The sequence below is a fragment of the Luteibacter sp. UNCMF331Sha3.1 genome (assembly GCF_900109915.1).
GTDB lineage: Bacteria > Pseudomonadota > Gammaproteobacteria > Xanthomonadales > Rhodanobacteraceae > Luteibacter.
This window is the reverse complement of sequence record NZ_FOBU01000003.1, coordinates 24,096-50,824: the sequence shown is the minus strand read 5'-3', so window position 1 is coordinate 50,824 and position 26,729 is coordinate 24,096. Positions and strand designations below refer to the sequence as shown.

Below are 26,729 nucleotides of genomic sequence, written 5' to 3'. Positions count from 1 at the left end.
CAGACACTCAGGCTTCACTGCACGCCTTCGATCGCCGGAAAAGTGACGCCTCATCACTACTGACGCCCACACAGGCTTCGCCATCGAACACCACCGCGCCCGTGAAGCCTCCAGGCTTGACGGTAAGTCCTGCACCGGTCGCCGCATCGCCAAGGGCGGAGATACCCAATTTTGCCGGCTGGTCTCCTTGTATCAGTCGCTCCTGCACACCCAATCTATCGATTCCAGCTTTGTTTCGGCCACTCCCGGGATGACATAGCGAGTTGCCCCATCGCGGACTCGGCATCTTCGATGGTGTCTTGGTAGGTCGCAATTTCCCCAGCAAAACCGGTTCCGTCGGCGAGGAAGTAGCTCAGGAGTGTGTCGTCTCGGTAGAGAACAACGTAGCCGCGGTGCGTTTCGAAGAAACGCGAAATTCTCGCGGTATCGTGCTCATCGAAAAACAAGCTGACCTTGGGCAACCCATCAAACCGAGAGCGGCCCATGACAATTGCCGATGGACGCACGTCCCGAACTGCTCCGGCCCGCTCGATGCAGACCTTGGTCGTCGATAGGCGAGTTCTCCTGTTGATCATGCGGTGCTCAGGTGACTCTTCAAAAGCCGAACACTCGAAAGCGAAAGAAACCGACTTGCTTGGATAGGCGTGGCCCATCGCAAAGATGGAACTCGACGGAGGACGGTTGGTCAAGGCGATCACAACTAGTCCACAAAATAGGACTAAAGCAGTTCCTATGGCGAATGCGGAAGATCTGCGAGTCACTTACGCAACCTTGCCCGTTCTAGCTGTCGTGAAAAGCCTTCCAGAAAGCGCGTATATCCCTCCATGGCGTCCCATGCACTGCTGGCAGGCATCGACACCTGCCTGGCAGCCCGGCGCTGCAACATCTGGTCCAGAAAGTCGACCTTGAGACAGGTGCAGCCGGGGTTGAGCGATGAAAAACTGACGGTTGATGGGGGGAGTTCCGGCCGTTCCCTGTAGTTAATCAATCTGGACGAAGGCGCATACCGCGAGCACTCTGTTGCATCGCACCTCGCTTCGGCACATACCAGCGTGTATCTCAACTCTACCGCCGAAGGCCACGCACCCGGTGTCTGTTCCACTACGCCATTCGGTCGCTTAGGCAACACCTTCACGCCGTTGCCGTACACTCCACCAATCCCTGGTGCCTGCTTCCAGCTATGCGATGACGGCGCACGCCCTTGAGGCCACAAACCGTACGGGTCCGAGAACGACAAAGGCGCTCCGTCGGCATACAAATACGGATTGATCCCACCCGCCAATCCGAGCGGATCGACCTCGATGTATCGCCCCGTACCCGGATCGTAGTCCCGGAAATAGTTGTAATGCAGTCCGGTCAGCGCGTCGTATCGCTGCCCCGGAAAACGCAGATCGAACACGAAGCGCGTCCCGTCGCCGTCCGGGTCCTCATCCGGTGCGGCCGTTCCGAAGGGGTCGTCGCTCGGGCGCCAGCGCCACTGCGCGACGTTGTTGGAAGGATCGACCACGGCGCGTGGGCCGCCCAGATGGTCCGGCTCGACATAGAACACCTTGCCCGCGTCGATCAATCCGACCAGATAATCGCCAAACCAGATGGCCTGACGGGTGAGCTTGCCGGTGCCATCGTAGTCGGCCAGCCAGTGGCCTTGCTCGTCGTAGAGAATGCGCGTGGTCGCGCCGCTGGCCGCTTCGGTGCGCACGATGCGCTGACCCAGCGCGTCGTAGCCGTAGCTGACCAGCAACCGACCGCTTTCGGTTGCGGCGGCGAGGCGCCCGGCACTGTCGAAGTCGAGCGTTGCGCTGCCGATGCCGATCGTGTTGCCCGCCGCATCGTAGCGACGCGCCTTGCCATCCGCGGTGGTCAGGTGGTGACTGGATGGATCGTAGAGATATGTCTGCGTGGCGCTGCCGACCGTCATGCGCTGGCGATCGCCCGTGGCGTCGTAATCGAAGCCACGCAGCAGCGTACCGTTCCCGTAATCGGTGACCTTACTGACGTGACCCAGTCCGTCGTAATCGAAACGAAACGCATACGACCGTGCGAGCTGCGCGTCGATCCGCCCCGCGGGTGAGCGGGACAGCGCATAGGTCGACGACGCCGCCTCGATGCCACCCCACGAGGTGATCCAGCCGTTGCCGTCACGACTGGTGCTCAGAATCCGGCCATTGCCGTACGTCCACGACTGGAACAGATCGAACGGGCGCCAGGCGACCTTACTGATGACATCGACCGCGGCGCCACCGGCCGGTGCCGTGGCGATGCCACCCACGGAGCCGTCCTTGTCGTAGCGGTAGGTCGTACGTGCACCGCCATCGACGGCCACCTCCTGCAGCCGGCCGGCGAGACTGTAGCGATACGACACGGCCTGCGTCGTGCCGCCGGCCTGCTGGATCTTGCGCGTGACGTGGCCGGGGGCGTCGTAGCAGAACGCTGTACGTGTCGCGCCTTGCGTCACCGAAGACAGACGCCCCGTGGCGTGACGCTCCGTCGACGCGCAAGCCGGGTCGGGGCTGTCGTAGGTGTACCGCGTAAGCTGCGCAGTGTCGCCATAGGTCACCGTGAGCGGTCGACCGAGCGCATCGCGTGCGACGTCGAAGCTGCCGATGCCGCCCGGCCCCTCATGACGGCGCAGCAAACCCGCCGCGTCGTGCTCGTCGGTGCTGATGCCGCCATCGGGACTGTCGACGCTGCCGACATCGCCGAGGCCCGTTGCGAGATAGCGGGTGAGCACGCCCTTGGCGTCTTCCACGCCCGTAGGCTGGTCGAGCGGGTCGTAGGTCGTCCGCGTGCTGGCATTGACACCGCCGACGTCCTGCACCGCCTCGCGCAGCCGGCCCAGCGCATCGTAGGCGCTGCTGTCCTGGCGACCGTCGGCGTCGGTCACGCCGGTGGGTCGGCCGAGCGCATCATAGGTGTATCGGGTGATCCCGCCGCCGTCGCGTGTCTCGGTCTCGACGCGGCCGAGCGCGTCGATGCTGCGTTTGAGCTGCGTGGCGAGGAACATGCTGTCATCGCTGTCTTCCTGAATGCGGTTACCCGCCGCGTCGAGTCTGAAGCGGAGCCGGTGGCCGGATGGGTTCGCTATCTGGATAAGACGCCCGGCCTTGTCGTAGTCGAAGGCAAGCCGCACTCCATCGGCATCGGTGAGGCTGGCGATGTCGCCGCGCGCGTTGTATGTGACGGCCGTGATCGCGTGTGATCCATCCGGGCGCTGCTCATCGATCTCCCGTAGCCAGCCACGGTCGGTGTAGAGATAACTGTAGACCGTTCCGACCGCATCCCGACGCGCCAGCATGCGGCCCGCCGGGTCGTAACGCAGGAATTCCTCGACGTGGCCGAGCGCGTCGGTGATCTTCCAGAGATCGCCCGCACGGTAGTCGCAGGGCGTTGCAGCCGAACATCCGGGCGCGTCGGCGTTACGATAGGCATAGGTCGCGAGCGTCGCGATGGTGTCGGTGTCGCTTCGCGGCCCTTCGTCCCGCATCAGCCGCCCCTGCCCGTCGTAGGTCATTCGCCAGACGCGGGATAGCGTCAGCGGCGCGTCGGCCTGGGTGGGATCTAACGAGCCCCAAAGCTCACGGCGGGTAACGTTGCCGGCGGCGTCGTACGTGAAGCGCTCTTCGCGCCCCGGCATCGCGATGCGCAGCGGCTTGCGCAGTTCCGGGTGCCATTCCGTGGTGATCGTGCGCGCCGACGGTGTGCCCGCGGCGTCGGTCCGCTCCGTCTCGTTCCCTTCCGCATCGTGCTTGTACGTGGTGACACGCCCATCGAAGCCGACCCGCCGCGCGATGAGCCCGCTATCGTCGTAATCGATCGCGGCGCTTGCGGCGGCGCATCCCGCGCCACCGGGCTGATCGACGCCAACCAAGCGCTTCACTCCACGAATTTGCGCGTACCGATACCGATGGACCGATTTCAGTGGACCGGTGACCGCCACGGTGCCGTCCGCCTCGCGCACCAGTTGCGTCGCGTCGGCGCCTTCGATGTGCTCGCTGGCCACGGCCCGGCCGTCGGCATCGTAGCGGAAGGTGGCAAAGCGTACACCGGTTTCGTCGTGGATGCCGGTGAGCGCATGGGGGCGCGATACGCCGCTGACATAGGTCGCTTCGTTGTACGCGTACACGTGCGAAGACGCATCGGCGTAGGTCGCACTTACCAGATCGGCACGCAGGCCGGCGTCGTCTTTCTCGTCATACCCATAGGTCACGGCCACACCGGCCCCGTCGCTCACCGTGACGATGCGCCCCGCCGCGTCGTAGCCGAAGACCAATCGGCGCCCCTGCGCATCGATGGCTTCGGACAGCGCGTCGCCATACACGAACCGGACCGCGCGATCGGTGCCGGCATCGAGCGACACGAGGCGACCGTTGGCATCGTACGCTTCCGTCTCGCCGGCGGCGCTTCGGTAGCTCCAGCCCTCACCCGCGCGCGTGAGCTGCCCACGCGGATCGGCCACGCTGCGGTAGCGCCCGTCGACCTCAGTGAATTCCAGGCGCTCGCCGGTATGGCGAACAAGCCGCACCGTCGGCGCGGCGACGCCGGCGATCGTCATCAGCGACCGATCGTACGTGCCGCGCCAACGGCTACCGAGGTGAGCGATCGAAGGCCACGTGTTCTTCGCATCGCCAGCGATACCGCTGTTGTAATAGCGCGACCAATGCAACGGCGAGGCCGCCGTCGCGGCGATGTCTTCGACTTCCTGATACTTGTTGTTCAACCCGACGTTGATGGGATTACCCGCGTTGGGGCGTGTTTCGCAATCGCCAGCGCCGAGCTCGGATTGATGCTCAGGTTCGGTCTCGGGATCCGGGTCGAGCGCATAGCGGCAAACGTAATCGCCCCAGGTGACGCCCACCGCCTGGTCGCGATTGGGGTAAGGCCCATAGACGAGCGAATCCTTGACAATGTAGAGCGATGGTTCAATCGCGCACGCGTAGTACGCGTAATTGAACACAGTGACGGGAAAGAAGGTGTCGTTCGGTGGCTTCTTGTAGAAATATTTCGTGACGTAGCCTGAGCCGAAAGCGCTCGCATGGTCGAACTGGCACTCGACGTAGCCATTTTCTTCGCAGGCGGTCGACATGGCAGCGCCCGCGGCCTCCTTCATATCTTGGAAGTAAAGGGTCGACTGGTCTTTTCGTCGGACGGAAAACTCGATATCCGGCGCGATATCCACCGCGACTGCGGTCACCGGGATAGCTAGCGCCAGCGCGAGCGCCAGCGCGAGCGCCAGCGCCCGCCGTTTCGCATTCCTTCGCATGTATTCATCCATTCCGTAAGCAAGGCGCGCGACTGTACGTAAGCGCAGTGCCCACGTCTGTCATCCAAGCGCAATCGGTTGGATTTTTCAGAAAACTTCTATGTTTTTGAGAATGTTCGCTATCGCATGCGGTTCTCGGCGAGCGCCTTGCGAGCGGCACCGCGCCTCCCACCCGGAGGCAGGCACGGGCAAACTGCGTGGTTGCTCGCGCCCCTCGCCGGGGCGCCGATGCACCGCATGGGCGGCCCGAAGCACGGCGCCCTAACGCCCGCCTTCCATTCCTTTGACCATCGCGCGCGGACACTCCTCGCGTCCGCTAACGAGGCCTCCATGAACCGATCGCGCTACTACGCACTCATCGCCCTGATCGTCGCCATGGTGGCGATCTTCGTCGTCGGTGCCATCCATCGTGGTGGTCCGGCGGGCGACACGCCGGACGACGGCGCGCGGGCGCCAACGTCGCACCCCGCGGAACGCTAGGCCGGCTCGGATTCGGTCGATGAGTGCGCGGCGTCGTGGTCGGCCGCCGCCTTCTGCATGGCGAGCAGGAACCCGGTGCCGTAACGCATGATGAAAGGCGCCACGCTGCCCGGCACGAGGCCGTCCGGCAGCGCCGGGATGTCGGTGTCGTCGAGGTGGCCGGTCATGCGATGCCCCCCGACGGGAGCGATGCGATGCGACGTGGAGCGATAACACGGTGTAGCGCGAATCGACGTGCCATGGCCTTCCGGCCCCCTTGCTGAATTCCCCCAACCGTCGTAACTACGGCATTTTAACCTTAGCGTCAACCTACCCCGCCGATGCGGCCGCACAGCGCACCGGCGGTGGCCGCCGGCGGGACCCGGGGCATGCCGGGGTCCGGCCGCTTTCCCCGCACCGCCACCGACACGCTGTGCGAACACGATGGCGGCGCCGGGTCGACCGACGCCGCCGCTGGCCGGCGGAGGCCCTTACAGCTTCACCCGGACACCGAGGGTGAAGAAGCGTCCGACCACGCCGTTCTGCGCATAGGTCGGGTTGTAGTTCAGCGCGGCGTAGTTGAGCGGATCGAACGGCGCCTTCTTGTCGAAGACGTTCATCACCGAACCCGTGATCGCCACCTTGTCGTTGATGTCGTAACGCCCGGTGAGATCGAAGTCGGTGAACGACGCCATCCGGCAATTGGAAGGCACGTTCGCACCGGTATCCGTGTTGGTCGAGAAGCACCCCGACGTGATGTCCGGTGCCGTCAGCTTGATGCCGCTGGTGTAGTACACGGTGCCGGTGATCGTCGCCCGACCGAACTGGATGCTGTTGGCCCACGACCCGCGATAACGCGGCGTGCCCGCGCCCGACGAGAGGCCATACGGCCCGTGCGTGCCCACGAACTGCAGTTTCGTACCGTCCTCCAGCGTCAGCTGCCAGCTGATGATCTTCGTCAGGTTGAGCTCGCTGGTGAATCGCACGTTCTCGCTGAAGTCGAAACCCGCCTTGAGGTTGAGGTCCAGGCCCTTCGTTTCCAGCGCGTTCTGGTTGACGTACGGCGCGGCCACCACGAGCGGACGCGGCAACGCGTCGGGCGCCGCGGGGTCGGGCACGTCCTGCACGATGGCCGACGCCTCGGGCAGCGGCAGTCCGGCGTAGTACGCGTCCAGCACGGCGCTGGCGCTCTGCTGCGCGATCACGCCGGTCTTCTTGATCCGGTAGTAATCGAGCGATGCGCTCAGGTCCGGCGTCGGCTGGTAGAGCAAGCCGAACGTCCAGCTCTTCGAGCGCTCGGGCTTGATGTTCTTGTTGGCACGAGTGAGGAAGCCGAGGCCGTACGGCTGCACGTAACCGCTGTTGCCGTGCAGTTCCTGGAACTCGGCCGGCGGCGTGTAGGTGGCGAAGCCTTCCGCTTCGCTCGAACCGTTCTCGGCGAAGCTCGGGGCACGGAAGCCTTTCGAGAACGTGCCGCGCAGGGCGAGCTCCTCGATCGGTTTCCACTTGATGCCGATCTTCGGCGAGAAGTTGTTGCCGAAGTCGGAGTAGTGGTCGTAGCGACCGGAGACGTCGACCTCGAGCGATTCGAGGAACGGCGCATCCAGCTCGACGTACACGCCCGACACCGTGCGGTCGCCCTTGACGTGCGCGATGCCGAGTCCCTGCGCGGCGAGGTTCGGATTCAGGTCCGGATCGTCCTGCTCCTCGTGCCGCACGTCGATGCCCGTGGCCAGCCCGAGCGAACCGCCGCCCAGGTCCATCAGCGGACGCGTGACGTGGAAGTCGATCGACTGCAGGTCGCTCGTCGAGGTCTTGCGCAGTTGCGGCGACAGCGACGCGAGCAGCTGCGGCGAGTTGGCCGATGGGTCGAGGAAGTTGTACGTGCCGTTGCTCGCCACGTCGATGAGGCGGTCGTAGTTGAGGAACCCGTTGAGCCGCGTTTCGAGCGACGAGTGGTTCAGCACCAGTGCCGTGTCGTAACTCCAGTCGCCCCACTGGCCCGTGAGTCCGCCGACGAGGCGGAAGTTGCGGTTGTTGTTCTCGCCGCTGGCCAGCGCGCTCGGGAAGCCGTAGTTGATGAGCGCCGCCTGCCCGTTCGCCGCGAACGGATTGTTGGGATTGAGCGAACCGTCGGGCAACGTCGCGGGCAGCGCGATCGAGTTCGTGTTGCGCGGCGTGCCGGCCTGGATCTGCGCGGGTGCACCCGGGAAGGTCGTCTTCACCTGGTAGTAGCTCGCCGCGATGTACGCCTTCGTCTTGTCGGACACCTGGATGGTGAAGCGGCCATAGAGGCCCCGGCGATCCGTGGTCGGCTGGATCGCGGCGTAGCGCGCGAAGTTCTGCGCGCAATAGCTGCCCGGATTCGCAGGATCGTCGGTCACGAGCGACGCCGCTGGCCCGCAGGGAACCAGCGGTTGCGCGACGCCGTCGGGATCGGGCACGCCGGAGGTCACGTCGCCCGGACGCGACAGTGTGCCCGGCGTCACCGTGCCGTAGATCGAGCCCGAGTTCTGCGACGGCTGACCGCCGATCAGGTTGTTGCCGCCACTGCGCCGGATGTCCGCGGTGTTGTACGGATACCCGCGGTCGCGGGTCATGATCCGTTCGTCGCGCTGGTATTCGGCGCTCATGTACGCGTTCCAGCCATCCTTCTTGAGGTCGCCGCCACCGAAGAGCACCGTGGCGCGTTTCGTCGTGCCGCCGCCGTGCTGAGACGTCCCGACGTCGGCCGTGAACTCCGTGCCCTGGTAACCGGGCCGGAGGATGATGTTGACGACGCCCGCGATGGCGTCGGCGCCGTAGAGCGACGAGGCGCCATCCTTCAGTACCTCGATGCGTTCGATCGCGTTCGACGGAATGGTGTTCAGGTCCACGAACGAGCGCTGGCCATCGTCGGCGAGCGGATAGCTCGCCGCGCGGCGCCCGTCGATCAGCACGAGCGTCGAATTGACGGTGAGGCCGCGCAGCGCCACGCCCGACGAGCCGGCTGCGAAGCCGGCGGTGAACGATGCGGGGATGGAGCCGCTGTTATCGGCCGAGATCGAACGCACCACGTCGGATACGGTGTTGAGGCCGCTCTTCTGGATCTGTTCGGCCGTGATTGTCTGCACGGGAGACGGCGTCTCCACGTCGATACGCGGCAACGCCGAACCCGTGACGGTGATGGCGGTCAGCTCGGTCGTCTTCTGCGCATCGGCGGCGTCCTGCGGCGCGGGAGCGGGAGCGGCAGCCGACGGCGGCACCTGCTGCGCGGCGGCGTGGCCGCACGCCAGCGCGGCGGCGATGGACAAAGCGAGGCCGTGACGCCGAAGCGCCTTCTGGGAGATCGTTTTCATTGTGTGTCTCCGAAGCCTTAGGGGAGTGGGGCTTGGACTTCGCGAGGCGGCGAACGAGGTTCGGAACACTTCGTTCACAGGGACGCAAGGAAAACTTACGCCGCGTAAACGGGGCGCACCATCGGCCATTCGGAATATCTTTCGACCGGCGAGAACGCGCCTGGGTGGCACGCCCTATGCAGGACGCGAGCGCTCGCGCAACGGATCGAGGAGGCGGCGCAGGCCGTTGTGATCGAGCTCCAGCATCAGCGCGAGAAGCCGTCCCAGCTCACCGGGCGGGAACCCTTCGCGGGCGAACCACGCGAGGTAGTTGCCCGGGAGATCGGCGATCGCCCTGCCCTTGAACTTGCCGAACGGCATGGTCGCGGTGGCGAGACGGGCGAGGTCGTCGCGGAATCGGTCTTCGAAGTCGGTCATCCCACCGATTCTACGCGTCGCCGGGGTCGAAGCCCTCGCGATCCTTCATCAGCTTCCGCGCGGCGGCGACGCCCAGCGTCAGCCCCTCCGCGCAGGCGTCCTCTTCGTTCTCATGCAGGGTGACGCAGAGCTTCTCGGCGACTTCGTCGCCGTCTTCGCTGATGACGTACTTGCCACGCCAGCGACCCGGTTTGGCCACGTAGCACGTGCCTTCCACGTCGAAATAACCAATCTTTCGATGCGCCATAGGTGGGTAGATCCTCCTTCCTTCCACCCATCCTATGCATCCCGCATCAACGTGACGTGCAGTGCTATTGCAGCTCGTCCACCGGGCGCTTGGCGTTCGACTCGAATTCGCGCCACATGCCGTCGGCTCCTTCGACGGACACGAGCACCTGGACACCGCCCTGACCGCCCAGCAGCTTGCACTGCTGCACGGCGTAGCCGATCGCGGCGACGCGCGAGTCGAAGTTTTCCGTCGGCACGCCGTTGATCTGCACGTGCCAGAGGCCGGCGAGATCGGGCGCGAACGGGATGTCGTAGATCACCAGAGCCATGTAAAAGGTGGGTAACCTCGCGAGGCGAACAGGCCGGATTCCATCGGCTCGACAGGTAAGGCGCCGACGTCTGCGGAGGCGCAAGATTATCTGTTCCCTTTCACTCCCACAACGGAAGACGCCGTATGCCGATTCTTCACGGAAACGTCACCCACCAAGCCGCGGTGGAACGATTCCGCAATCGCCCCCCGCGCCCTAGACTCGTCGCATGAATCGTCTTGCCCGCCTTGTGGTTACCTTCGCGCTCCTGGCAGCCCCGCACGCGGTGTGCCTGGCTCAGGACACGCCGCCAGCGCTCATTCCCACGCTCGACGCCGTCACGGTGAGCGGGGAGCAACCCGGCCCCGGCCTATGGCGCGCGACGCGTGGAGGGCACACGCTCCTCATCCTCGGCACCCTCTCGCCCCTGCCGCGCGGCATCACGTGGAAGACCGACGAGATCGACGAGGCCCTTGCGCAGTCGGGGGCGCTGATCTTGCCGCCGCACGTCGAGATCAAACCCAACGCGGGCTTCTTCGGGCGCCTCGCCCTGCTGCCCTCGCTGATCGGCGTGCGCAACCTGCCCGACCGTGCGACGTTGAAGGACACCGTACCGGCCGACGTCTACGCGCGCTGGCTCGACGTCAAGGGCCGCTACATCGGCGACGACCGCGGCGTGGAGCGTTACCGGCCGATCTTCGCCGTGCTCGAACTCTACAAGAGCGCGGTGAAGAAGAAGGGCCTCGGCAAGTCGGGCCAGATCACCCGGGCGGTCACGGCGCTGGCCGAGAAGCACGGGGTAAAGCAGGTGCCCGTGGAATACACGCTGCTGGTCGACGATCCGCGTGCGGCCGTCAAGGCGTTCAAGCGCTCCACGCTCGACGACGTGTCGTGCTTCACGCAGAGCGTGGACAACATCGAGACGCAGCTCGCCGACATGACCGCGCGCGCCAACGCATGGGCCACCGGCGACCTCGCCGCGCTACGCGACGACCGCCGCGCCGCGCAGCGGGATACCTGCATGAGCGCGGTGACCGAGGGTGGCGTGGCCCAGCGCATCGGGCTCGCCGACGTGCCGAAGGCCGTGCGCGAGCGATGGCTGGCGGTCGTCGACGAAGCCACCGCGGCGAACGCACAGAGCGTCGCGATCGTGCCGATCGACGACCTGCTCGGCAAGGACGGCTACCTCGCCGCGCTCAAGGCGAGGGGCTATGTCGTGGAGTCCCCCGACGGCGGCGACTGAGCGGCGGGTACGCCGTCCCGGATGGCGGCGGAGAAGTCGTCTTCCGGCCGGGTGGCCCGCGCACGCTGCGTGATGCGGCCCAACCGCCGCCATTCGTCCACCGACAGGCGCCGGTCGAGCGTTCCCGTCGACCGGAAATACTCCGGCAGGTAGCCCGTGAGCAGCAGGCGCAGATCGAAGGGCAACGCGCCGTCGATGCGCCGCGCCATGCGATAGACGATCGTCGTGCAGTTCGACGTCACCGTGTTGTAGAAGCGCGGCTTGCGGGCGAGTTCGTTCGCGGCCTCCACGTACGATACGAAGAGCGAGCGCATCGCGTCGCGCGACATGCGCAGGGGGAAAAGATAGTCGTCCTCGCCGCGTACGTTCGTGCGCACGCGTACGATGTCGCGCTCGTCGGCGGCGATCAGGATCAGCTCGAACTGCCGGAAAAAACCGCCGATCTCCGAGAACGCCTCGCCGCGCTTGCGCCGGATTTCCACCGAGAACACGACATGCCGGGCGTCGTCGAAGCCGAACGAAAGCATCGCGTGCGCGATGGCTTCGCTCGACCAGTACGACAGGATCGCATCGACGCGCTCGAGACGACGCAGGTCGAACGTGCGGGTGTCCCAGCGGATGTCGTAGTCCGTCTCCGCGCGCCAGGCGAAATCGCGCACGTTGCGCAGCTCGACGCGATCGCCGTCGATGTCGCCGGTCAGCAGGCAGGCCACGTCGTCGGCCCAGAGATGGTCGTTGCGGGCGCGCATCGTCGCCCACCAGAGCAGAAGCGCCACGTGCGCGAGAACCAGCGACGCCCCGGCGCTTGTGTGCCCCGCGATCCACGCCACCCAGAGCGCGATGCATCCCGTGGCCCATGCCGCCGCGACGGCGAACCGCAGGCCCCGAGAACCGGGCGCCCGATACGCGAGCGCGAAAGCACCCCACGCGCCGCTGGCGAAGAGGAATAACGCGGCGCACGCGCCGGCCGTGCCGATGAGCCAGAGTCGGCGCGGCTTCATCGGTGCCGGCCCCGCGGTGCGGCGATAGTAAGAAGGTGCATTGGGGGAAAGGGTGGCCGGCAGGAAGGCTGGGGTCAATCCTCGTCCTGGTGGGAGCCAACTATTCGGACTATGGCGCGGTGCATCAAAGCGCGATATGGTCCTTCCAGGCGGGGCGCGACGCCCGGCGCAGCGGCACGGGGATTGGCATGGTCCGTTTTCCGGCAAGACCCCAGGCGATCGTCTTCGACCTGGACGGCGTGCTCTTCGACACGGAGGCACTGTACCGCGACGCCTTGCTGGCCGCGGCCGCCGAACTCGACATCCACATCCCACTCTCCCTGTGCCAGCGCATGGTCGGCCTCCATGGCAACGCCGCGCGCCTCCTGCTCCGGGAGTACGTCGGCGACGAGGTGGATCTGGATGCCGTATGGGAAGGCACCAAGGCGCGCTACCGCGCCCTGTTCGACACCGACCTTCGCCTGAAACCCGGGGTCACGGCCCTGCTCGACACGCTCGACGAGATGGGCCTGCCGCGCGCCATCGCGACCTCCTCGTCTCATCGCACGGCCATCCACCATCTCGAGGCCTTCGGACTGCGCGATCGCTTCGACGCGCTGGTGGCATCGGGCGACTGCGAACGCTGCAAACCCTTCCCCGATCCCTACCTGCGCGCCGCCCGTATCCTCAACAAGCCGACCTCGTCCTGCCTGGCCCTCGAGGATTCGCTGGCAGGCGTCCGGTCCGCGACGGCCGCCGGCTTGCCCACCATCATGGTCCCCGACCTCCAGCAGCCCTCCGCCGAATTGCGCCGGCTGTGCGCGAGCGTGGCGAGCGATCTCGACGAAGTGAACCTCTGGCTGCGCGGCGTCGCGGCGGGCCCGGACAGCGGCGCGGCTGCCCACTGACCCAGCGGCCTTCAGGAACGTCCTCGCGCCGTTGACGCGAGCGCAACACCTGCTGCATGCGTGGCCGCCAACACTGGCGACAACTCTCACGCTGGAGCTTTCCCATGAGCCGCTTCGACGATCGCTACGGCAAGGCTCGCCACCCCGGCGACGATTCCGCCTGGTCCCGCCCGACGGGCGGCCGCGACGATGCACGCTACCCCGGCGACGAGTTCGGCGGCACCTATGGTCAACGGGAACGCAGTGGCAGTCCGTACGATGCACAGCGTGACGGCGTCGGCGGCCGCGACGAGCGTCCGGGCGACGGCGCTGCCGGCGGATGGACGGGTGGACGCGACAGCGATCGCTATCCCGGCCATCGTGAGTTCGGCGGACACCACGCCTATGAGACCAGGGCGCGTCAGCCGGGCCATCGCAATTTCGGCCGCGGCGACGACGGACGAGGCCGCGAGTGGAGCGGATCCGGTTATCCCGGCGGCTACCGGGGCGTGGGGCCGAAAGGCTACGAGCGCAGCGACGAACGGATCCGCGACGACGTGTGCGAACGTCTTGTCGAACACGACGCCATCGACGCGTCCGCCATCGAAGTGGCGGTGTCCGGTGGCGTGGTACGGCTCACTGGCGAAGTGCCGAAGCGCTACATGAAGCACCTCGCCGAAGACGCCGTGGCAGACGCCGTGGGCGTGCGCGATGTCGAAAACACGTTGCGCGTGCACGGCGGCGCGCGCGGCGGCGAGCGAGGCTTGTTCGACGAGCCCTCGATCGGCTGATGTGGCGATCGGTCAGCTGGCCCGCTGCCGACTGGCTTCGCGCAGCGCGTCGCGCAATTGCTGCGCGCTGTACGGCTTGCACACCATTGGCGCCCTGTATCGCGTAGGAATGTCCACCGGCATCGCGCCGGTGGCGAGCACGAAGGGAATGCCTCGCCGCATCAATTCGTCCAGCGCGGGATAGGCCATGACGCCCTGCAGATCGATATCCACGACGGCCACGTCGCAGCGCTCGACGTGGGCGACGCGGATCGCATCCTCGATGCATCCCGCGCACGCGGCGACGTCGTAACCGAGCCGCTCTTCGAGCATATCGGTCAACGCGGCCGCGAGGCCGGAATGGTCTTCGAAAACGATCGCGCGGGGGACGGCTTGTGGGCTCATACGGAGACCGCGGAGAGGTGAGCGAGCGTTTAACGTACTCCCGTTTCCATGTCGCGACCATACGTCGATGGCGTAGTACGCGGAACCCTTCACATATCGGTGCCGACGCGAGCGAAATCTGCCGATTTCACTCGATTCAATCCCGAATCCGTCATTTCTCCGTGTCACCAGAGATCGTGGCGTCGGAGCGCATCGACCAGTCGCCGGCTCGCGACGTCGAGGATTTTCCGGCGCGCATACGTGTGCCAGGCGAGCCAGGTCAGGATCTTGTCCTTCCAGCCGGCCGTTGCGACGCGGTAGAGCGCGTCCAGCCGCTTCCGGACGAGGGGCATCAGCGTGGCCGGATCGAATGCGTTCTTCGGCCAGTCGGGTAGGCACTCCTCGCGGTCGTCCGATCCGCATCCGGCGACGAGCGGAATCACGGGCGCGTGCGTCTCCCCGTCGCGAGTGCGGAGGAAATGCGCGAGGGCCGGATCGCCGGTCCAGGCGGCCACGATCGGGTTGCTCGCCGGCACGAGGAAGTGCTCCGAAAGAAAGCGCTGCGCGTTGCGCCGCCCCAGCAGGAAATCGTGCCGCCGGTAGGCTTCCGTGAGGAATCCGGAAAACCCGCCGAGCGCGCCGGCCGCGATCGCACGACCACCCACCCAGCGCTCGTTGCCGTCGACCGAACACCGCGTCGGCGCGATCAGGAAGCGACTGTAGACCGCATCGTCCATCGCCAGCGCGATCTCCCTCGGCTTGAACCGGGCCTGCTGTTTCCAGGACGAGAACAGCGCCGTGAGCGCGCTCAGCACGTTGATCGACGACGCGAATTCCGGTCCGAGATCGTCGGGCTCCGGAAACGGGTCCACCATCAGCACGATGCGGTTCACCTTGTCGCCACGCCGCGGGTTACGACCAAGCGTCCCCGCGAGCTCGGTGCGCGCGAGCTCGAATGGCTCGTTGTCCATCGCGCCGCCGTCCACGCCGACGAAACGATAGGTGGTCGCCGCTCGCTCGTCGCCGTCGAAATGCGGCGCGATCGGCACGACGCGCGACCTGCCGTACTCGTCGGGCACCACGACGCTGCGCTGCGTGTAGTCGCTCCAGCGCCGCTCGATCTCTCTGTAGCGCAACCCGCCCGGGAACGCCGACGACGCGAGCGCGGCATTCATCAGCGCGGTCCAGCTGCCGTCCGGCAGCCGCTTCGGATAGGTCACGTAGAGATCGTCGGGGTACTGCCACGCACGATCGTAAGCGCCCTGCCCGGTATCCACGGCGAACCGCAGAAAGTCCTCGTGCGCGATCATGCCGTGCCCGGCATCCGCGTCGGTGCCGGCGAACGGCACGTTATAAGGCACGCCGCGCAGGTTGGTCACGGTGAAGACGAGCTTCAACGGATTGGCGATGTATGGCCTCGTCGCCGGCGCCGCCTGGAACGCGAGCACGTGTGCCGCGATGTCGTCGAGGCAACGCGTGTCCAGCAGCGAGGCGATGGGGATCCGCTTGTCGGCGAGATCGCCGGTGCCGAGGAAGCCCCGGATGTCGACCCTGTTGACCCATGTGTCGTAGAACGGGTTTGCGGCCGCCGTCGCGGCATCGGTCGACGCGTGCACCGGCGGGAACTGATAAGCCAGCGCGATGGCGGAGATGACGCCATTGATGCTACCCGCCGACGCGCCCGAGATGTCGCGCAGCAGCACCTCGTGCGTCGGCACGGCGAGACCCGCGCGGCGGGCGGCGTACCAGCGGTCCAGCGCTTCGTAGATGAAATCGAGTACCCCGGCCGCGTAAGCGCCGCCGGAAATCGCGCCCGCCAGCGCGAACCCGAGCTCGAACGTGCGCGGGCGCGGCGGCGGCGTGATCTCGGGATGTCCGAGGGGAAGATCCGTATCCGGCATGCGTGCCCGCCATCTCGATCAGATGGCCGGATTATGGGCGAGGTTTCACCCGCAAACGTCGACGCGCCCCACGCTTCAGCGCGAGAGCCACTGGGCGGCGAGGGCCAGGGCGGCAGGCAGCGCCTGCACGTAGAGGATCCGGCGGCTCGCGGTGAGCGCGCCCCAGAGTCCGGCCACCACGACGCAGCCGAGCCCATAGAACACGAACGCCGAGGCGAACGGCTCGCGGAGCACCAGCCCGAGGACCAGAGCGATCACGAGGAAGCCGTTGTAGAGACCCTGGTTCGATGCCAGCCCGGCACTCTCGCGCGCGAACTGCGGGGTGATGCCGAAGACCTTCGGTCCGCGGGTTATCCACAACGCCATCTCGAGGACGACGATGTACAGGTGGATCAGCACGACCACGAGGGTCAACACGATGGCGGCGGCGTTCACTGGCGATCCTCGTCCTGGCAAGGCGCGGAGCATAGCGGAAGAAGGGTACGCATTCGGCAGGGCCACGCATCCCTTGAGTAGGCCGAATGGCCGATTGCGTGCAGGCCACCGGTCGGCCCTTAATCGGCGGATGCGAAACGTCATGGCAGCCGAGGAGATATCCCTGGAAGCCCTGGGGCTACTCCAGGCGCTGCTGCATCACGATTACGCCGAGGCCCAGTTCCGGGCCAATCACGTCGCTCGCCACGCCCTGCTGCACGCGCACCTGCACGTGGCGGACGCGGCCGAGCGCATCGAATCCCTGCTCGCGCGCGGATGCCCCAATTCCCTGGAACTGCGGATTGCTTTACGCTCACTGGCAACCTCGGTCGACCGCATGCAAGCAGCGGCCCTGCGGCGCGCCGGTCGATTGCTCTGACCGCTGCTTCGCAGGATAAACGCATGCAAGACAAACCCATTCCCGGCATCCGTCCGGACGTCCCGCCGAGCGGCACCGGCTGCGTCGAATGCCTGGCCGAACAGCACGGCTGGTGGCTCCACCTCCGCCGCTGCGCGCAATGCGGCCACATCGGCTGCTGCGACGACTCGCTCAGCAAGCATGCCACGAAGCACGCGCACGACACGGGCCATCCCATCATCCAGAGTTTCGAGCCAGGCGAAGACTGGTTCTACAGCTATCTGATCGACGCGGAAGTTCGCGGCCCCGTACTCGCTCCGCCCCACAGCCACCCGATCGACCAGCCGACGCCCGGCCCGCAGGGCAAGGTGCCGCGCAACTGGCAGCGGATCCTGCTGGCCGCCCAGCGGGGCTGACGGGAAACACACAGGCACAAAAAAACCCGCTTTCGCGGGTTTCTTTGCGATCCGGTTGAGGTTGTCCGGATCTCTGTTGGTGCCCAAGGGGGGACTCGAACCCCCACGACCTAAGCCGCTACCACCTCAAGGTAGTGCGTCTACCAATTCCGCCACCTGGGCATAACTTTTAAAGCGTGTCGCTATTACTTCTTGGCCGGTTCGGCGGGAGCCTGAGTGGCATCCTGCTTCGGGGCCGGAACGTCGTTGTTCGCTGCCGGCGCCGTAGCGGCCGGGGTGTCACCGTTGGCGGCGGGTGCGCGGGGCACGTCCGACGCGGCCGGGGTCACCGGAGCGTTGCTGGCGGGAGCGACCGGCGTGGTAGCACCGGACATCACGCCAAGATCCGCGGCCGGCTGGGGGTTGCCCGTACGACCGAGGTAGATGCCCATGCCGAGGCTGAGCAGGAAAAACAGACCGGCCAGGATCGCCGTGGCACGCGTCATGAAGCTGGACGAACCACGCGCGCCGAACACCGTGGCGGATGCACCGCCACCGAAACCGGAACCCGCTTCCGCACCCGCGCCGCGCTGCATCAGGATCAGCACGATCATCGCTGCGGCGACGAGGATATAGAAAACGCTGAAGAGAATGAACATATCTTCTTGTTTGCCGTGTCGCGAATTATCGACGCGCCGCGGCGCATATATCCAGAAAATCGGTAGCCAGTAAAGCCGCGCCGCCGATCAGTCCCCCGTCCACATCCGGCTGGGCGAAAAGTTCGGCCGCATTGGCCGGCTTGACGCTTCCGCCGTAAAGCACCCGGGTCAGGAGCGAGATATTAGCATCCTTTTTTCCCAGTTGGCTACGGATGAACGCATGAATTTTCTGCGCCTTGTCCGGCGTGGCCGTCAGGCCCGTGCCAATGGCCCAGACCGGCTCGTAGGCGATCACCGCCGTGCGGAACGCCTCGATGCCGTTGTGCTCGATCACCGCGCCCAGCTGGCGCGCGATGACTTTCTCCGTGCGCCCCGCTTCGTGTTCTTCTTTCGTTTCGCCCACGCAGACGATCGGCGTGAGACCGGCCTGCAGGGCCGCGGCGAACTTGCGCGCCACCAGCTCGTCGGATTCATGGTGGTACTGGCGGCGCTCCGAGTGACCCACGATGACCCAGGCCGCGCCCACGTCGCCGAGCATCGCGCCGGAGATTTCACCCGTATACGCACCGGAAGCCACGTGTTCGGAGACGTCCTGCGCGCCGAAGGCGAGCCCGGACCCCGAGAATTGCGCCGCGAGTTCCGCCAGGTGGGTGAAGGGCGGGCAGAGCACCACCTCTTCGCAGGCCAGCGCACCGGCTTCGGTCCGCTCGCGCACGCTGCGCGCGATCTCGTGGACCAGGGCGTGGGCGACGACGCGGGAGCCATGCATCTTCCAGTTACCGGCGACCAGCATCTTGCGCATGAGGGCTTCCAGGCGTGACGAGAGGGGCGGCAGGATAACGGGGGCGTACGGGCGGAAAAAGCTGCAATGCCGCAACGATCCTCCGCACGCGCCGTTCACCGAGGGTACCGCATACATCCGTGCAATTGACCGGATCGGACCCGCCTTCGATCATCAGCCCATGCGCATCCTAAGAATATTCTTCATCGCCCTCCTCCTCGCCGGTACCGGCAGCGTCCTCGCCCAGACGGACGACGCGAGCCCCGGCCAGCAGATCGACGACCTCCGCGGACAACTCGACCAGATCGAGAAGGCCATGAAGGACGACAAGATCGCCGACAGCGCGATCGACGACCTGCGCGGAAAATCGAACGATGTGGCCAGTGCGGCGCAGAAGGTGTCGGGTTCGCTGCAGACGAGCCGCGACGCGGCCAGGGCCAGGCTCGACCAGCTCGGCCCCGCGCCCGCGGCCGGCGCGAAGGAGGCGCCCGAACTCGCCACGGCACGCAAGGACGCACAGAAGGGATTCGATGCCGTCGACGCGCAGGTCAAGCAGGCCGACGGCATCGCGCTCGAGGCCCAGCAGACCGCGAACCAGCTCGCGGAGCTGCGCCGCACGCGGTTCCAGGAAACGATTTCGAAGCGGACCCATTCGCCGCTCTCGCGCCCTTTCTGGTCGGACCCGGCAACGGCCTTCCCGCGCGATTCCGCCAACCTTCGCGCGTTCGTCGACGACGTGGAAACCGACCTCGCCGCGAGCTGGACGAACGGCAACCGCACCGCGCTCGTCACCTGCGTGCTGCTCGGCCTGCTGCTGATGACGGTGGTGCGCCTGTACATCGAGCACCGTGTCCGTCACCTCACGGCCAATCGCATGCCGCCGGGTCGGCTGCGCCGGTCGGCCCTGATCCTCGGCATCGCGCTGACGTCCATGCTGACCACCGGTCTGGGCATGCAGTTGCTCTACCTCGGCTTCAACTGGAACGAGACCTTCAGCGAAGACACCGACGAAGTGGTGCGCGCGATCGTGCGCATGGTCTTCTTCGGCGCCTTCGTCGCCGGCCTCGGCCGCGCGCTGCTTTCGGCGCGCCGCCCGTCCTGGCGCCTGCCTGCGATCCCCGACGAAACCGCGATCGCGCTGCAGCGTTTCCCGATGGCGCTGTCGCTCGCCGTCGTCCTGTTCGTCGTCCTGCGCGACCTTAATCGCACGATCGGCACGAGCCTGTCGATCACCGTGCTGACGACGAGCCTGCAGGCGGTCGTCCTCACCGCGCTCTCCGCCTTCGCCCTGCTCCGCCTCGGTCGCACGCATCATCACGAACCGGACGGTACGCCTCCCCCGCCGCGCCCGATCTGGGTGAGCGTCTTCATCGCGGCCGCGTGGATCGCCATCGCCGCGTCGTGGATCGGCCTGCTGACCGGGTTCATCGCGTTCGCGGCGTTCATCGCCGGGCAGGTCGTCTGGACGGCCATCGTCATCGCGTCGATGTACCTCGCCATGCGGCTCGTCGACGATCTCTTCGAAACCCTGCTCTCCGAAAAGGGCCCCATGAGCGCGCGGGCGCAGGCCGTCTTCGGCACGCATCCGAAGCTGCTCGACCAGACGGGCGTGCTGCTTTCGGGCGTCGTCAGGCTCGGTCTCTTCCTGTTCGGCGTGACCGCGGTCGTCTCCGGCTTCGGCGCCGGTGCCTCGGACATCCTCGCGCTCGGCAGCAAGCTGCAGTCCCTGAAGATCTACGACGTCGAACTGAAGCCGAGCCAGATCCTGAGTTCGATCGCGCTGTTCTTCCTCGGCCTGCTGGCCGTCCGTGTCATCAAGAACTGGCTGTCCGAACAGTACCTGCCCCGCACCGACCTCGATCCCGGGATGCGCAGCTCCCTCACCACCCTGCTCGGCTACGTCGGCGTGGTGGTGGTGGTCGCCATCGCGTTGCTGGCGATGGGTCTTTCGGTACAGAACGTCGCGTGGGTCGCGTCGGCACTTTCGGTCGGCATCGGTTTCGGTCTGCAGGCGATCGTGCAGAACTTCATCTCGGGCCTCATCCTGCTCGCCGAGCGTCCCGTGAAGGTCGGCGACTGGGTCGTGCTCGACGACGCCGAAGGCGACATCCGCCGCATCAACGTTCGCGCGACGGAGATCCAGGTGTCCGATCGCTCCACGATCATCGTGCCGAACTCGGCGTTCATCACGAAGCCCGTGCGGAACATGACGATGGCCAACCCGCAGGGCCGCGTGCTGATCAAGCTGCCGATGCCGCTCGACAGCGATCCCGTCGACGTGCGGCAGCACATGCTCGATGCGATGAACGCGCATACGTCGGTACAACCGTCCCCTATCCCGTCGGTCACGCTCGACAATATCGATCGCGCGGCGATGACGTTCGCCGCTACATGTTACGTGGGCAGCCCGCGCGACGTCGGCAACGTGAAGAGCGACCTGCTGTTCGACATCATCGCCCGCTTGCGCGGCGCGGCGATTCCGCTCCTGCGGCCGCAGGACCTGGTGTTGCGCTCCGGCGGAAGCCTGCCGGACGTCGTGGGACCGACGGCCGCCGGCGCGCCGAAGGCGTCGACCGATCCTGATGCGGCTGTCTGACGACTGAGCGGTGGGAGCCAGCCTGCTGGCGAATGGGTGCGTGCCTCGAGCACCCATTCGCCAGCAGGCTGGCTCCCACCCGCGCTACCTTACTTTTCTACGGGCGTCAGACGCAGATCCTGGAAATCGAAGCTGAAGTCCGTCAGCGGCGACACCGGCTCCATCCGGACTTCGCGTACCTTGCCGTCCGGGTCGAGCGCGAAGTTGACGAACGCATCCCCATTGAGCGAGCGGTCGGTCCAGTGCGCGATGAAGGTGTCGTGCTGCCAGGGCTCGAGCGTGCCGGTGAGCTGCGCCGTCTTCCTGAACGTCATGACGAGCCTGCCGCCCTGCTTCGCGACCCTGACGTCGCCGTACCACGGATCGCGATACGTGCCGACATAGCCGTCGAGCGGCAACGAGGGCTTGGCGCCCTTCGCGCGGGCGGCCTCGTGCTTCTTCATGCTGTCGTCCGCGTTGCCCTCCATCTTCTTCACGCTGGCGGCGTAGGCGGCGTTCCAGTCCTTCTTCGGCGCATCCATGTACGCGTCGAGGGCACGCATCGTCACCGCCTGGAAGGCGGCCCCGGATTCCTGATTGGTCAGCACGACCACGCCGAGCTTGAGGTCGGGGACGAGCGTCAGCCGCGACACCATGCCGGGCCACCCACCCGTGTGCCAGACGAGCTTGTGGCCGCGGTAGTCGGACACGAACCAGCCTTCGCCGTAGCCAGAGAAGTTAGGCTTCGCCGACGCGAGTTCGGGCACGCTCGGCTCGGGAATGCGGATCGGGGTGATCAGCGACCACATCTCCGCCTGGCGCTTTTCGCTGAAGAGGCGTTGCGACTTGCCGCTCGCATCGGTGTAGGCGCCGCCGGCGAGCTGCATGTTCATCCACTTCGAGAGGTCGTGCACGCTCGAGTAGATGCCGCCTGCCGACGGATTGTTGCTCCACGACATCGGTCCGACCGGCTTCAGGTCCTTGAAGTCGAACTTCGCGTGCCCGGTCGCGATGTCGTCGCCCGTACCAATGCTCGTCGGCGCACTGGTCTGCGATTCCGTCATGCCCAGCGGCTGGAAGATGCGCTCGCGCACGAAGTCCGCCCACGGCTTGCCGGACACCTGCTCCACTACGAGTCCGGCCACGGCGAACAGGATGTTGTCGTACGCGTACTCGGCGCGGAAGCTGCTCGTCAGCGGCACGTAACGCAGGCGCTCGACCACTTCCTTGGTGGTGTACGAGGTGGCCGGCCAGTACAGCAGGTCGCCAGCGCCGAGACTCAGGCCGCTGCGGTGCGCGAGCAGGTCGCGTACGCGCATCTCGCGGGTCACGTAGGGATCGGACATCTGGAACCACGGCAGCCGATCGATCACCCGATCGTTCATGTCGAGCTTCTTCTCGTCGGCGAGGATCGCGAGCGACGCGGCAGTGAACGCCTTGGTGTTCGATGCGATGGCGAACTGCGTGTGCGCGTCGACCTTCGCGGCCTCGCCGAGCTTGCGCACGCCGGAACCCATCTCCAGCACCGTACCGCCATCCTTCACGATGGCCACCGCGATACCGGGCACATCGAACTGCTTGCGCGTCGCGTCGACGTACGCGTCGAAGTCGGCGAGTGCCGCGGGTCGTGCGGACGCGCGGGTCGAGGAGGCGCTGGCGGGTGCCGCGTCCTGGGCCTGCGCCCCGAGCGCGACCACGAACGAAGTGACGCCGAAGGCGAGAAGGTGGCGAAGACGCGGCATGGAAAGTCCCGGCGGCAGATGGAAGCTCAGGACTATGCCAGCGCGGCGCCCCCGTCTGGAAGGGCCGTCAGGCCCGCTTCTGGCTGAAAATCACGCTGCCGAGGATGATCACGCCCGCCACGGCCATGGTCGGCGTCAGCGCCTCGCCGAGGAACATCCACGCCCAGGCCACGCCGAACAGCGGCACGAGATAGGTGGCCGTCGCCGCGCGCGGCGCACCGATGCGCTGGATCAGGCGGAAGTAGAAGGCATACGCGAGGCCGGTAGAGAGCACGCCCAGCGCGATCACGGCGACCCACGACTTTCCGGGGATGGGCGCGTCGGGCCACGTGAGAACGGCCAGCGGCGCCGTGAGGAGGGTGGCACCCAGGAGGCACCCGGCGGCCACGGCGGTGGGTGCGATGTCCGACAGGAAGCGTTTGATCAGGTTGCCCGCCAGCCCGTAGCAGAACGATGCGGCCGCGCCGGCCAGCGCCGCCGGCGCCACGTTCTCGCCCGCGGTGCGGCCGCTGGCGAGGATGACCACGCCGATGAAGCCCGCCACCAGCGCGATCGCCTTGCGCGCACCGATCTTCTCGCCGAACGCGGCGAACGCCACGAGCGCGGCGAACAGCACCGTCATGCTATTGGCGATGGCGCCGATGCCGGCGGGCGCGCGCTCGGCACCCCAGGCGAACAGCGTGAACGGGATCGCCGCGCTGAGCGCGCCGAGGCCCAGCATCTTCCACAGATGACCGATGCGCAGGGTCGACCGGGCCCGCCATAACAGCGGAAGCAGGATCACCGATCCGAACGCGAGGCGCGTGGCCACCATCGGGAACGGGCCGAAATCCTTCGCCGCCACGCGCATGAAGAGGAACGACCCGCCCCAGATGGCGCCAAGGGCGATCAACTCCAGTGTGGTCCGCCAGTCGCGCGCGGCGGGAGCGGCGACGGGATCGAGCGGTGTTTCTGCGGCGGACGTCATGCGAACCTCGGGAAAGTCAGGCCGCCATTGTCGCCGGAACCGCGCCGCGCACAAGCGCGGCGTTTGCAAGGCAGCCTCTCGCGGCGTTCATCACTGGCCGTCGCCCGGCGCGACGCTACTCGACGCCTACAAACCCACCCGTCTGATGGGCCCAGAGCCTCGCGTAGAGCCCGCCGTGGGCGATCAGTTCCGAATGGGTACCGGTTTCGACGATCGCGCCATGCTCCATCACCACCAGCCGGTCCATCTTCGCGATGGTCGACAGGCGGTGCGCGATGGCGATCACGGTCTTGCCGCGCATCAGGACCTCCAGGCTTTCCTGGATCGCGGCCTCGACCTCCGAATCGAGCGCCGAGGTCGCCTCGTCGAGGACAAGGATCGGCGCGTCCTTCAGCAGGACGCGCGCGATGGCGATGCGCTGCCGCTGGCCGCCGGACAGCTTGACGCCGCGTTCGCCGGCGTGCGCGTCGAGACCCGTGCGGCCCTCGCCGTCCGAGAGTCCGGGAATGAATTCGTCGGCGCGCGCCTGCCGCGTCGCGGCGAGCATCTCGGCCTCCGTCGCATCCGGTCGCCCGTAGAGGAGATTGTCGCGAATGGACCGGTGCAGCAACGACGTGTCCTGGGTCACCACGCCGATGCTGGAGCGCAGCGATTCCTGCGTGACCTTCGCGATGTCCTGTCCATCGATGGCGATGCGACCTTCTTCGAGGTCGTACAGACGCAGCATCACGTTGACCAGCGTCGACTTGCCCGCACCCGACGGGCCGACCAGTCCGATCTTTTCGCCTGGCCGCACCAGGAGGTCGAGCCCGCCGATGACGCCACCCGCCTTTCCGTAGTGGAAGTGGATGTTCTCGAAGCGCACTTCGCCGCGCGTGACGCGCAGCGGCAGCGCATCGTCGCGGTCGACCACGGTACGCTCCTGCGAGAGCGTGGTGATGCCATCCTGCACGGTGCCGACGTCTTCGAAGATGCCGTTGACCACCCACATGATCCAGCCGGACATGTTGTTGATGCGGATGACGAGGCCGACGGCGAGCGCGACCTGTCCGGTGGATACGTTGCCGTGCGCCCAGAGCCAGAGGGCGAGCGCGCTGGTGCCCGCGATCAGCAGGCCGTTGAGGGACGTGATCGAGACGTCCATGCCCGTGATCATGCGGCTCGACGCGCGCGCCTTGTCGGTCTGGTCCTGCATCGCTTCCTTCGCATAGGCCTCTTCGCGATGCGTATGCGCGAAGAGCTTCAGCGTCATCACGTTGCTGTAGCCGTCCACGATGCGGCCCATGAGCTTCGAGCGCGCCTCCGACGACTTCCACGAACGCGCCTTCACGCGCGGCACGAAGAACACCAGCATGCCGACATAGCCGACGATCCACAGCACGAGCGGCAGCGCGAGGCGCAGGTCGGCCCTGGCGAACAGGTAGATCGACGTCCCCGCGTAGACGGACACGTACCACATCGCGTCGACCACCTGCACCGCGGACTGGCGGAGCGCGGGTGCGGTCTGCATGATGCGGTTGGCGATGCGGCCGGCGAAATCGTTCTGGAAGAACGACAGGCTCTGTTTGAGCACGTAGCGATGATGCTGCCAGCGCACCATCGTGGTCATGCCCGGGCTCAGCGTCTGGTTGACCAGCAGGTCGTGCAGGCCGATCGACAGCGGCCGCAGCACCACGACCACGAACGCCATCCAGAGCAGCGTGCGCCAGTGCACCTGGAAGAATTCGGCCGCGGGCGTCTTCTGCGCCATGTCGACGACGCGTCCCAGGAAGTCGAACAGCGCGACCTCGATCAACGCGACCGCGAGACCCACGATCAGGGCCACGGCGAAGATCTTCCACACCTGCCGGAGGTAGTAGGCGTAGAAACGTACGACGCCCTTCGGCGGCGCGCGGTCCGGCGCCTCGCGAAAGATGTCGATCAGGGATTCGAACCAGCGAAAGATCATTCGCCCATTGTAGACCCGCGCGGCCCGAGTGCGCGGTCCGCCGCGACCAGCATCGTGCCGAAGACGACGAACAGCCCCGCCACCATGCACGAATTCACCAGCACCGCGGGATAGCCGAGGCGCCCCACGTCCAGAAACGGGTACGGGTATTCGCCGACGATGGCACCGCGCGCGAAGGTCCAGACGATGAACGCGAGCGGAAAAGCCAGCCAGCGCAAGGCATCGCGCCACGCCAGCGCGCCGTGCGGCAGCAGCGACACCCACCAGACGAGGTAGAGGACCGGCACCACGTAGTGCAGCGCCCGGTCGGCGATCAGCTGCGGGCCGAGCGGATGCCACTGCGACGCGAGGATCGTCGCATAGATGAAACACGTCACGCCGATGCACAGCGCCGCGAGCCCCCGAATGCGCGGGCCGCGCAGCCAGCGCAGCGGCGCGAGATTACCGCCGGTCGCCGCGGCGGCGGCGACCAGCCCCACCATCACGTTGGAAAGGATGGTGAAGAAGCTGAAGAACCGGAGCGTCACCTCGCCCAGGGGCCCGGACCACACCATGAGCCAGTACTGGAGCATGAGCGCCGGCCACGCCACCGCCGCGACGACGATGGCGAAGAGGTTCGATATGGCTTCCCTGCGTGGCGACATGGTGCGGTGTC

24 protein-coding genes and 1 tRNA gene are annotated in these 26,729 nt (G+C 66.5%); 7 read left to right on the top strand and 18 right to left on the bottom strand.

Annotated elements, in window-relative coordinates; genetic code table 11:
* Positions 1-215 precede the first annotated feature (215 nt).
* Together BMX32_RS18500 and BMX32_RS15830 are read right to left on the bottom strand one after the other, a co-directional pair.
* Entirely contained in the window at positions 216-698 is a 483-nt protein-coding gene (locus BMX32_RS18500) for a hypothetical protein (RefSeq protein WP_139206762.1), read from the bottom strand.
* 59 nt (positions 699-757) lie between these two features.
* Positions 758-5,260 carry an RHS repeat-associated core domain-containing protein gene (locus BMX32_RS15830; protein ID WP_170843705.1) on the bottom strand — a complete coding sequence of 1,501 codons (4,503 nt, stop codon included), beginning with the start codon at positions 5,258-5,260 and terminating at the stop codon, positions 758-760.
* A 330-nt stretch (positions 5,261-5,590) separates the two neighbouring features.
* Between BMX32_RS15830 and BMX32_RS18730 the strand changes: the two genes are divergently transcribed.
* Positions 5,591-5,740, top strand: a complete 150-nt coding sequence (locus tag BMX32_RS18730) for a hypothetical protein (protein ID WP_170843704.1) — start codon at positions 5,591-5,593, stop codon at positions 5,738-5,740.
* Here the strand turns inward: BMX32_RS18730 and BMX32_RS18725 are convergent.
* The 5 genes from BMX32_RS18725 to BMX32_RS15810 all read right to left on the bottom strand — a co-directional run bounded on the left by BMX32_RS18725 (position 5,737) and on the right by BMX32_RS15810 (position 10,031).
* A complete protein-coding gene (locus tag BMX32_RS18725) occupies positions 5,737-5,907 on the bottom strand; it encodes a hypothetical protein (RefSeq protein ID WP_170843703.1) in 171 nt (56 codons plus the stop codon). The two genes, BMX32_RS18730 and BMX32_RS18725, sit on opposite strands and share 4 nt — an antisense overlap.
* Positions 5,908-6,210: 303 nt before the next feature.
* Positions 6,211-9,057 carry a TonB-dependent receptor gene (locus tag BMX32_RS15825; RefSeq protein WP_089980515.1) on the bottom strand — a complete coding sequence of 949 codons (2,847 nt, stop codon included), beginning with the start codon at positions 9,055-9,057 and terminating at the stop codon, positions 6,211-6,213.
* A 174-nt stretch (positions 9,058-9,231) separates the two neighbouring features.
* Entirely contained in the window at positions 9,232-9,474 is a 243-nt protein-coding gene (locus tag BMX32_RS15820; RefSeq protein WP_089980513.1) for a DUF3820 family protein, read from the bottom strand.
* Positions 9,475-9,484: 10 nt separating this feature from the next.
* Positions 9,485-9,721, bottom strand: a complete 237-nt coding sequence (locus tag BMX32_RS15815) for a hypothetical protein (RefSeq protein WP_089980510.1) — start codon at positions 9,719-9,721, stop codon at positions 9,485-9,487.
* A gap of 64 nt (positions 9,722-9,785) precedes the next feature.
* A complete protein-coding gene (locus BMX32_RS15810) occupies positions 9,786-10,031 on the bottom strand; it encodes a hypothetical protein (protein WP_089980508.1) in 246 nt (81 codons plus the stop codon).
* Between the two features lie 208 nt (positions 10,032-10,239).
* Here BMX32_RS15810 and BMX32_RS15805 point away from each other — a divergent pair, with 208 nt between their 5' ends.
* A complete protein-coding gene (locus BMX32_RS15805; RefSeq protein ID WP_089980506.1) occupies positions 10,240-11,253 on the top strand; it encodes a TraB/GumN family protein in 1,014 nt (337 codons plus the stop codon).
* Here the strand turns inward: BMX32_RS15805 and BMX32_RS15800 are convergent.
* Positions 11,220-12,254 (bottom strand): Lnb N-terminal periplasmic domain-containing protein, encoded by a 1,035-nt coding sequence (locus BMX32_RS15800; RefSeq protein WP_089980502.1) that lies wholly within the window; start codon positions 12,252-12,254, stop codon positions 11,220-11,222. The two genes, BMX32_RS15805 and BMX32_RS15800, sit on opposite strands and share 34 nt — an antisense overlap.
* A gap of 188 nt (positions 12,255-12,442) precedes the next feature.
* On the opposite strand from BMX32_RS15800, the gene BMX32_RS15795 reads away from it, so the two are divergent.
* On the top strand, positions 12,443-13,141 hold the full coding sequence (locus BMX32_RS15795) for an HAD family hydrolase (protein WP_089980500.1): 699 nt from the start codon (positions 12,443-12,445) through the stop codon (positions 13,139-13,141).
* 104 nt (positions 13,142-13,245) lie between these two features.
* On the top strand, positions 13,246-13,911 hold the full coding sequence (locus BMX32_RS15790) for a BON domain-containing protein (protein WP_211664247.1): 666 nt from the start codon (positions 13,246-13,248) through the stop codon (positions 13,909-13,911).
* A 12-nt stretch (positions 13,912-13,923) separates the two neighbouring features.
* On the opposite strand, the gene BMX32_RS15785 is transcribed toward BMX32_RS15790, so the two are convergent.
* From BMX32_RS15785 to BMX32_RS15775, 3 genes are all read right to left on the bottom strand, one after another.
* The gene (locus BMX32_RS15785; protein WP_089980495.1) at positions 13,924-14,295 is read right to left on the bottom strand and encodes a response regulator; all 372 of its coding nucleotides are present in this window, start codon (positions 14,293-14,295) and stop codon (positions 13,924-13,926) included.
* 164 nt (positions 14,296-14,459) lie between these two features.
* Positions 14,460-16,175 (bottom strand): patatin-like phospholipase family protein, encoded by a 1,716-nt coding sequence (locus tag BMX32_RS15780; protein WP_089980493.1) that lies wholly within the window; start codon positions 16,173-16,175, stop codon positions 14,460-14,462.
* A 75-nt stretch (positions 16,176-16,250) separates the two neighbouring features.
* Complete coding sequence (locus tag BMX32_RS15775) at positions 16,251-16,610, bottom strand: DUF1304 domain-containing protein (protein ID WP_089980489.1); 360 nt, start codon at positions 16,608-16,610, stop codon at positions 16,251-16,253.
* 142 nt (positions 16,611-16,752) lie between these two features.
* Between BMX32_RS15775 and BMX32_RS15770 the strand changes: the two genes are divergently transcribed.
* Positions 16,753-17,028, top strand: a complete 276-nt coding sequence (locus tag BMX32_RS15770; RefSeq protein WP_089980485.1) for a hypothetical protein — start codon at positions 16,753-16,755, stop codon at positions 17,026-17,028.
* Positions 17,029-17,051: 23 nt separating this feature from the next.
* Positions 17,052-17,423 carry a UBP-type zinc finger domain-containing protein gene (locus tag BMX32_RS15765; protein WP_089980480.1) on the top strand — a complete coding sequence of 124 codons (372 nt, stop codon included), beginning with the start codon at positions 17,052-17,054 and terminating at the stop codon, positions 17,421-17,423.
* A gap of 77 nt (positions 17,424-17,500) precedes the next feature.
* Here BMX32_RS15765 and BMX32_RS15760 read toward each other — a convergent pair.
* The 3 genes from BMX32_RS15760 to tpiA all read right to left on the bottom strand — a co-directional run bounded on the left by BMX32_RS15760 (position 17,501) and on the right by tpiA (position 18,863).
* Positions 17,501-17,585 (bottom strand) — tRNA-Leu (locus BMX32_RS15760).
* A gap of 23 nt (positions 17,586-17,608) precedes the next feature.
* Positions 17,609-18,061: a preprotein translocase subunit SecG gene (gene secG / locus BMX32_RS15755; RefSeq protein WP_089980478.1), complete on the bottom strand. Its 453-nt coding sequence runs from the start codon at positions 18,059-18,061 to the stop codon at positions 17,609-17,611.
* Between the two features lie 25 nt (positions 18,062-18,086).
* On the bottom strand, positions 18,087-18,863 hold the full coding sequence (tpiA, locus tag BMX32_RS15750) for a triose-phosphate isomerase (RefSeq protein ID WP_089980476.1): 777 nt from the start codon (positions 18,861-18,863) through the stop codon (positions 18,087-18,089).
* A 160-nt stretch (positions 18,864-19,023) separates the two neighbouring features.
* On the opposite strand from tpiA, the gene BMX32_RS15745 reads away from it, so the two are divergent.
* The gene (locus tag BMX32_RS15745; RefSeq protein ID WP_139206761.1) at positions 19,024-21,438 is read left to right on the top strand and encodes a DUF3772 domain-containing protein; all 2,415 of its coding nucleotides are present in this window, start codon (positions 19,024-19,026) and stop codon (positions 21,436-21,438) included.
* An 89-nt stretch (positions 21,439-21,527) separates the two neighbouring features.
* Here BMX32_RS15745 and BMX32_RS15740 read toward each other — a convergent pair whose 3' ends face one another.
* The 4 genes from BMX32_RS15740 to BMX32_RS15725 all read right to left on the bottom strand — a co-directional run bounded on the left by BMX32_RS15740 (position 21,528) and on the right by BMX32_RS15725 (position 26,718).
* Positions 21,528-23,159 (bottom strand): serine hydrolase, encoded by a 1,632-nt coding sequence (locus tag BMX32_RS15740; RefSeq protein WP_089980470.1) that lies wholly within the window; start codon positions 23,157-23,159, stop codon positions 21,528-21,530.
* 67 nt (positions 23,160-23,226) lie between these two features.
* Positions 23,227-24,126, bottom strand: a complete 900-nt coding sequence (locus tag BMX32_RS15735) for a DMT family transporter (protein ID WP_089980468.1) — start codon at positions 24,124-24,126, stop codon at positions 23,227-23,229.
* Positions 24,127-24,241: 115 nt separating this feature from the next.
* The gene (locus BMX32_RS15730; protein ID WP_089980465.1) at positions 24,242-26,074 is read right to left on the bottom strand and encodes an ABC transporter ATP-binding protein; all 1,833 of its coding nucleotides are present in this window, start codon (positions 26,072-26,074) and stop codon (positions 24,242-24,244) included.
* Positions 26,071-26,718, bottom strand: a complete 648-nt coding sequence (locus BMX32_RS15725; protein WP_089980463.1) for a Pr6Pr family membrane protein — start codon at positions 26,716-26,718, stop codon at positions 26,071-26,073. Before BMX32_RS15725 ends, BMX32_RS15730 begins: the two co-directional genes overlap by 4 nt.
* Positions 26,719-26,729 lie beyond the last annotated feature (11 nt).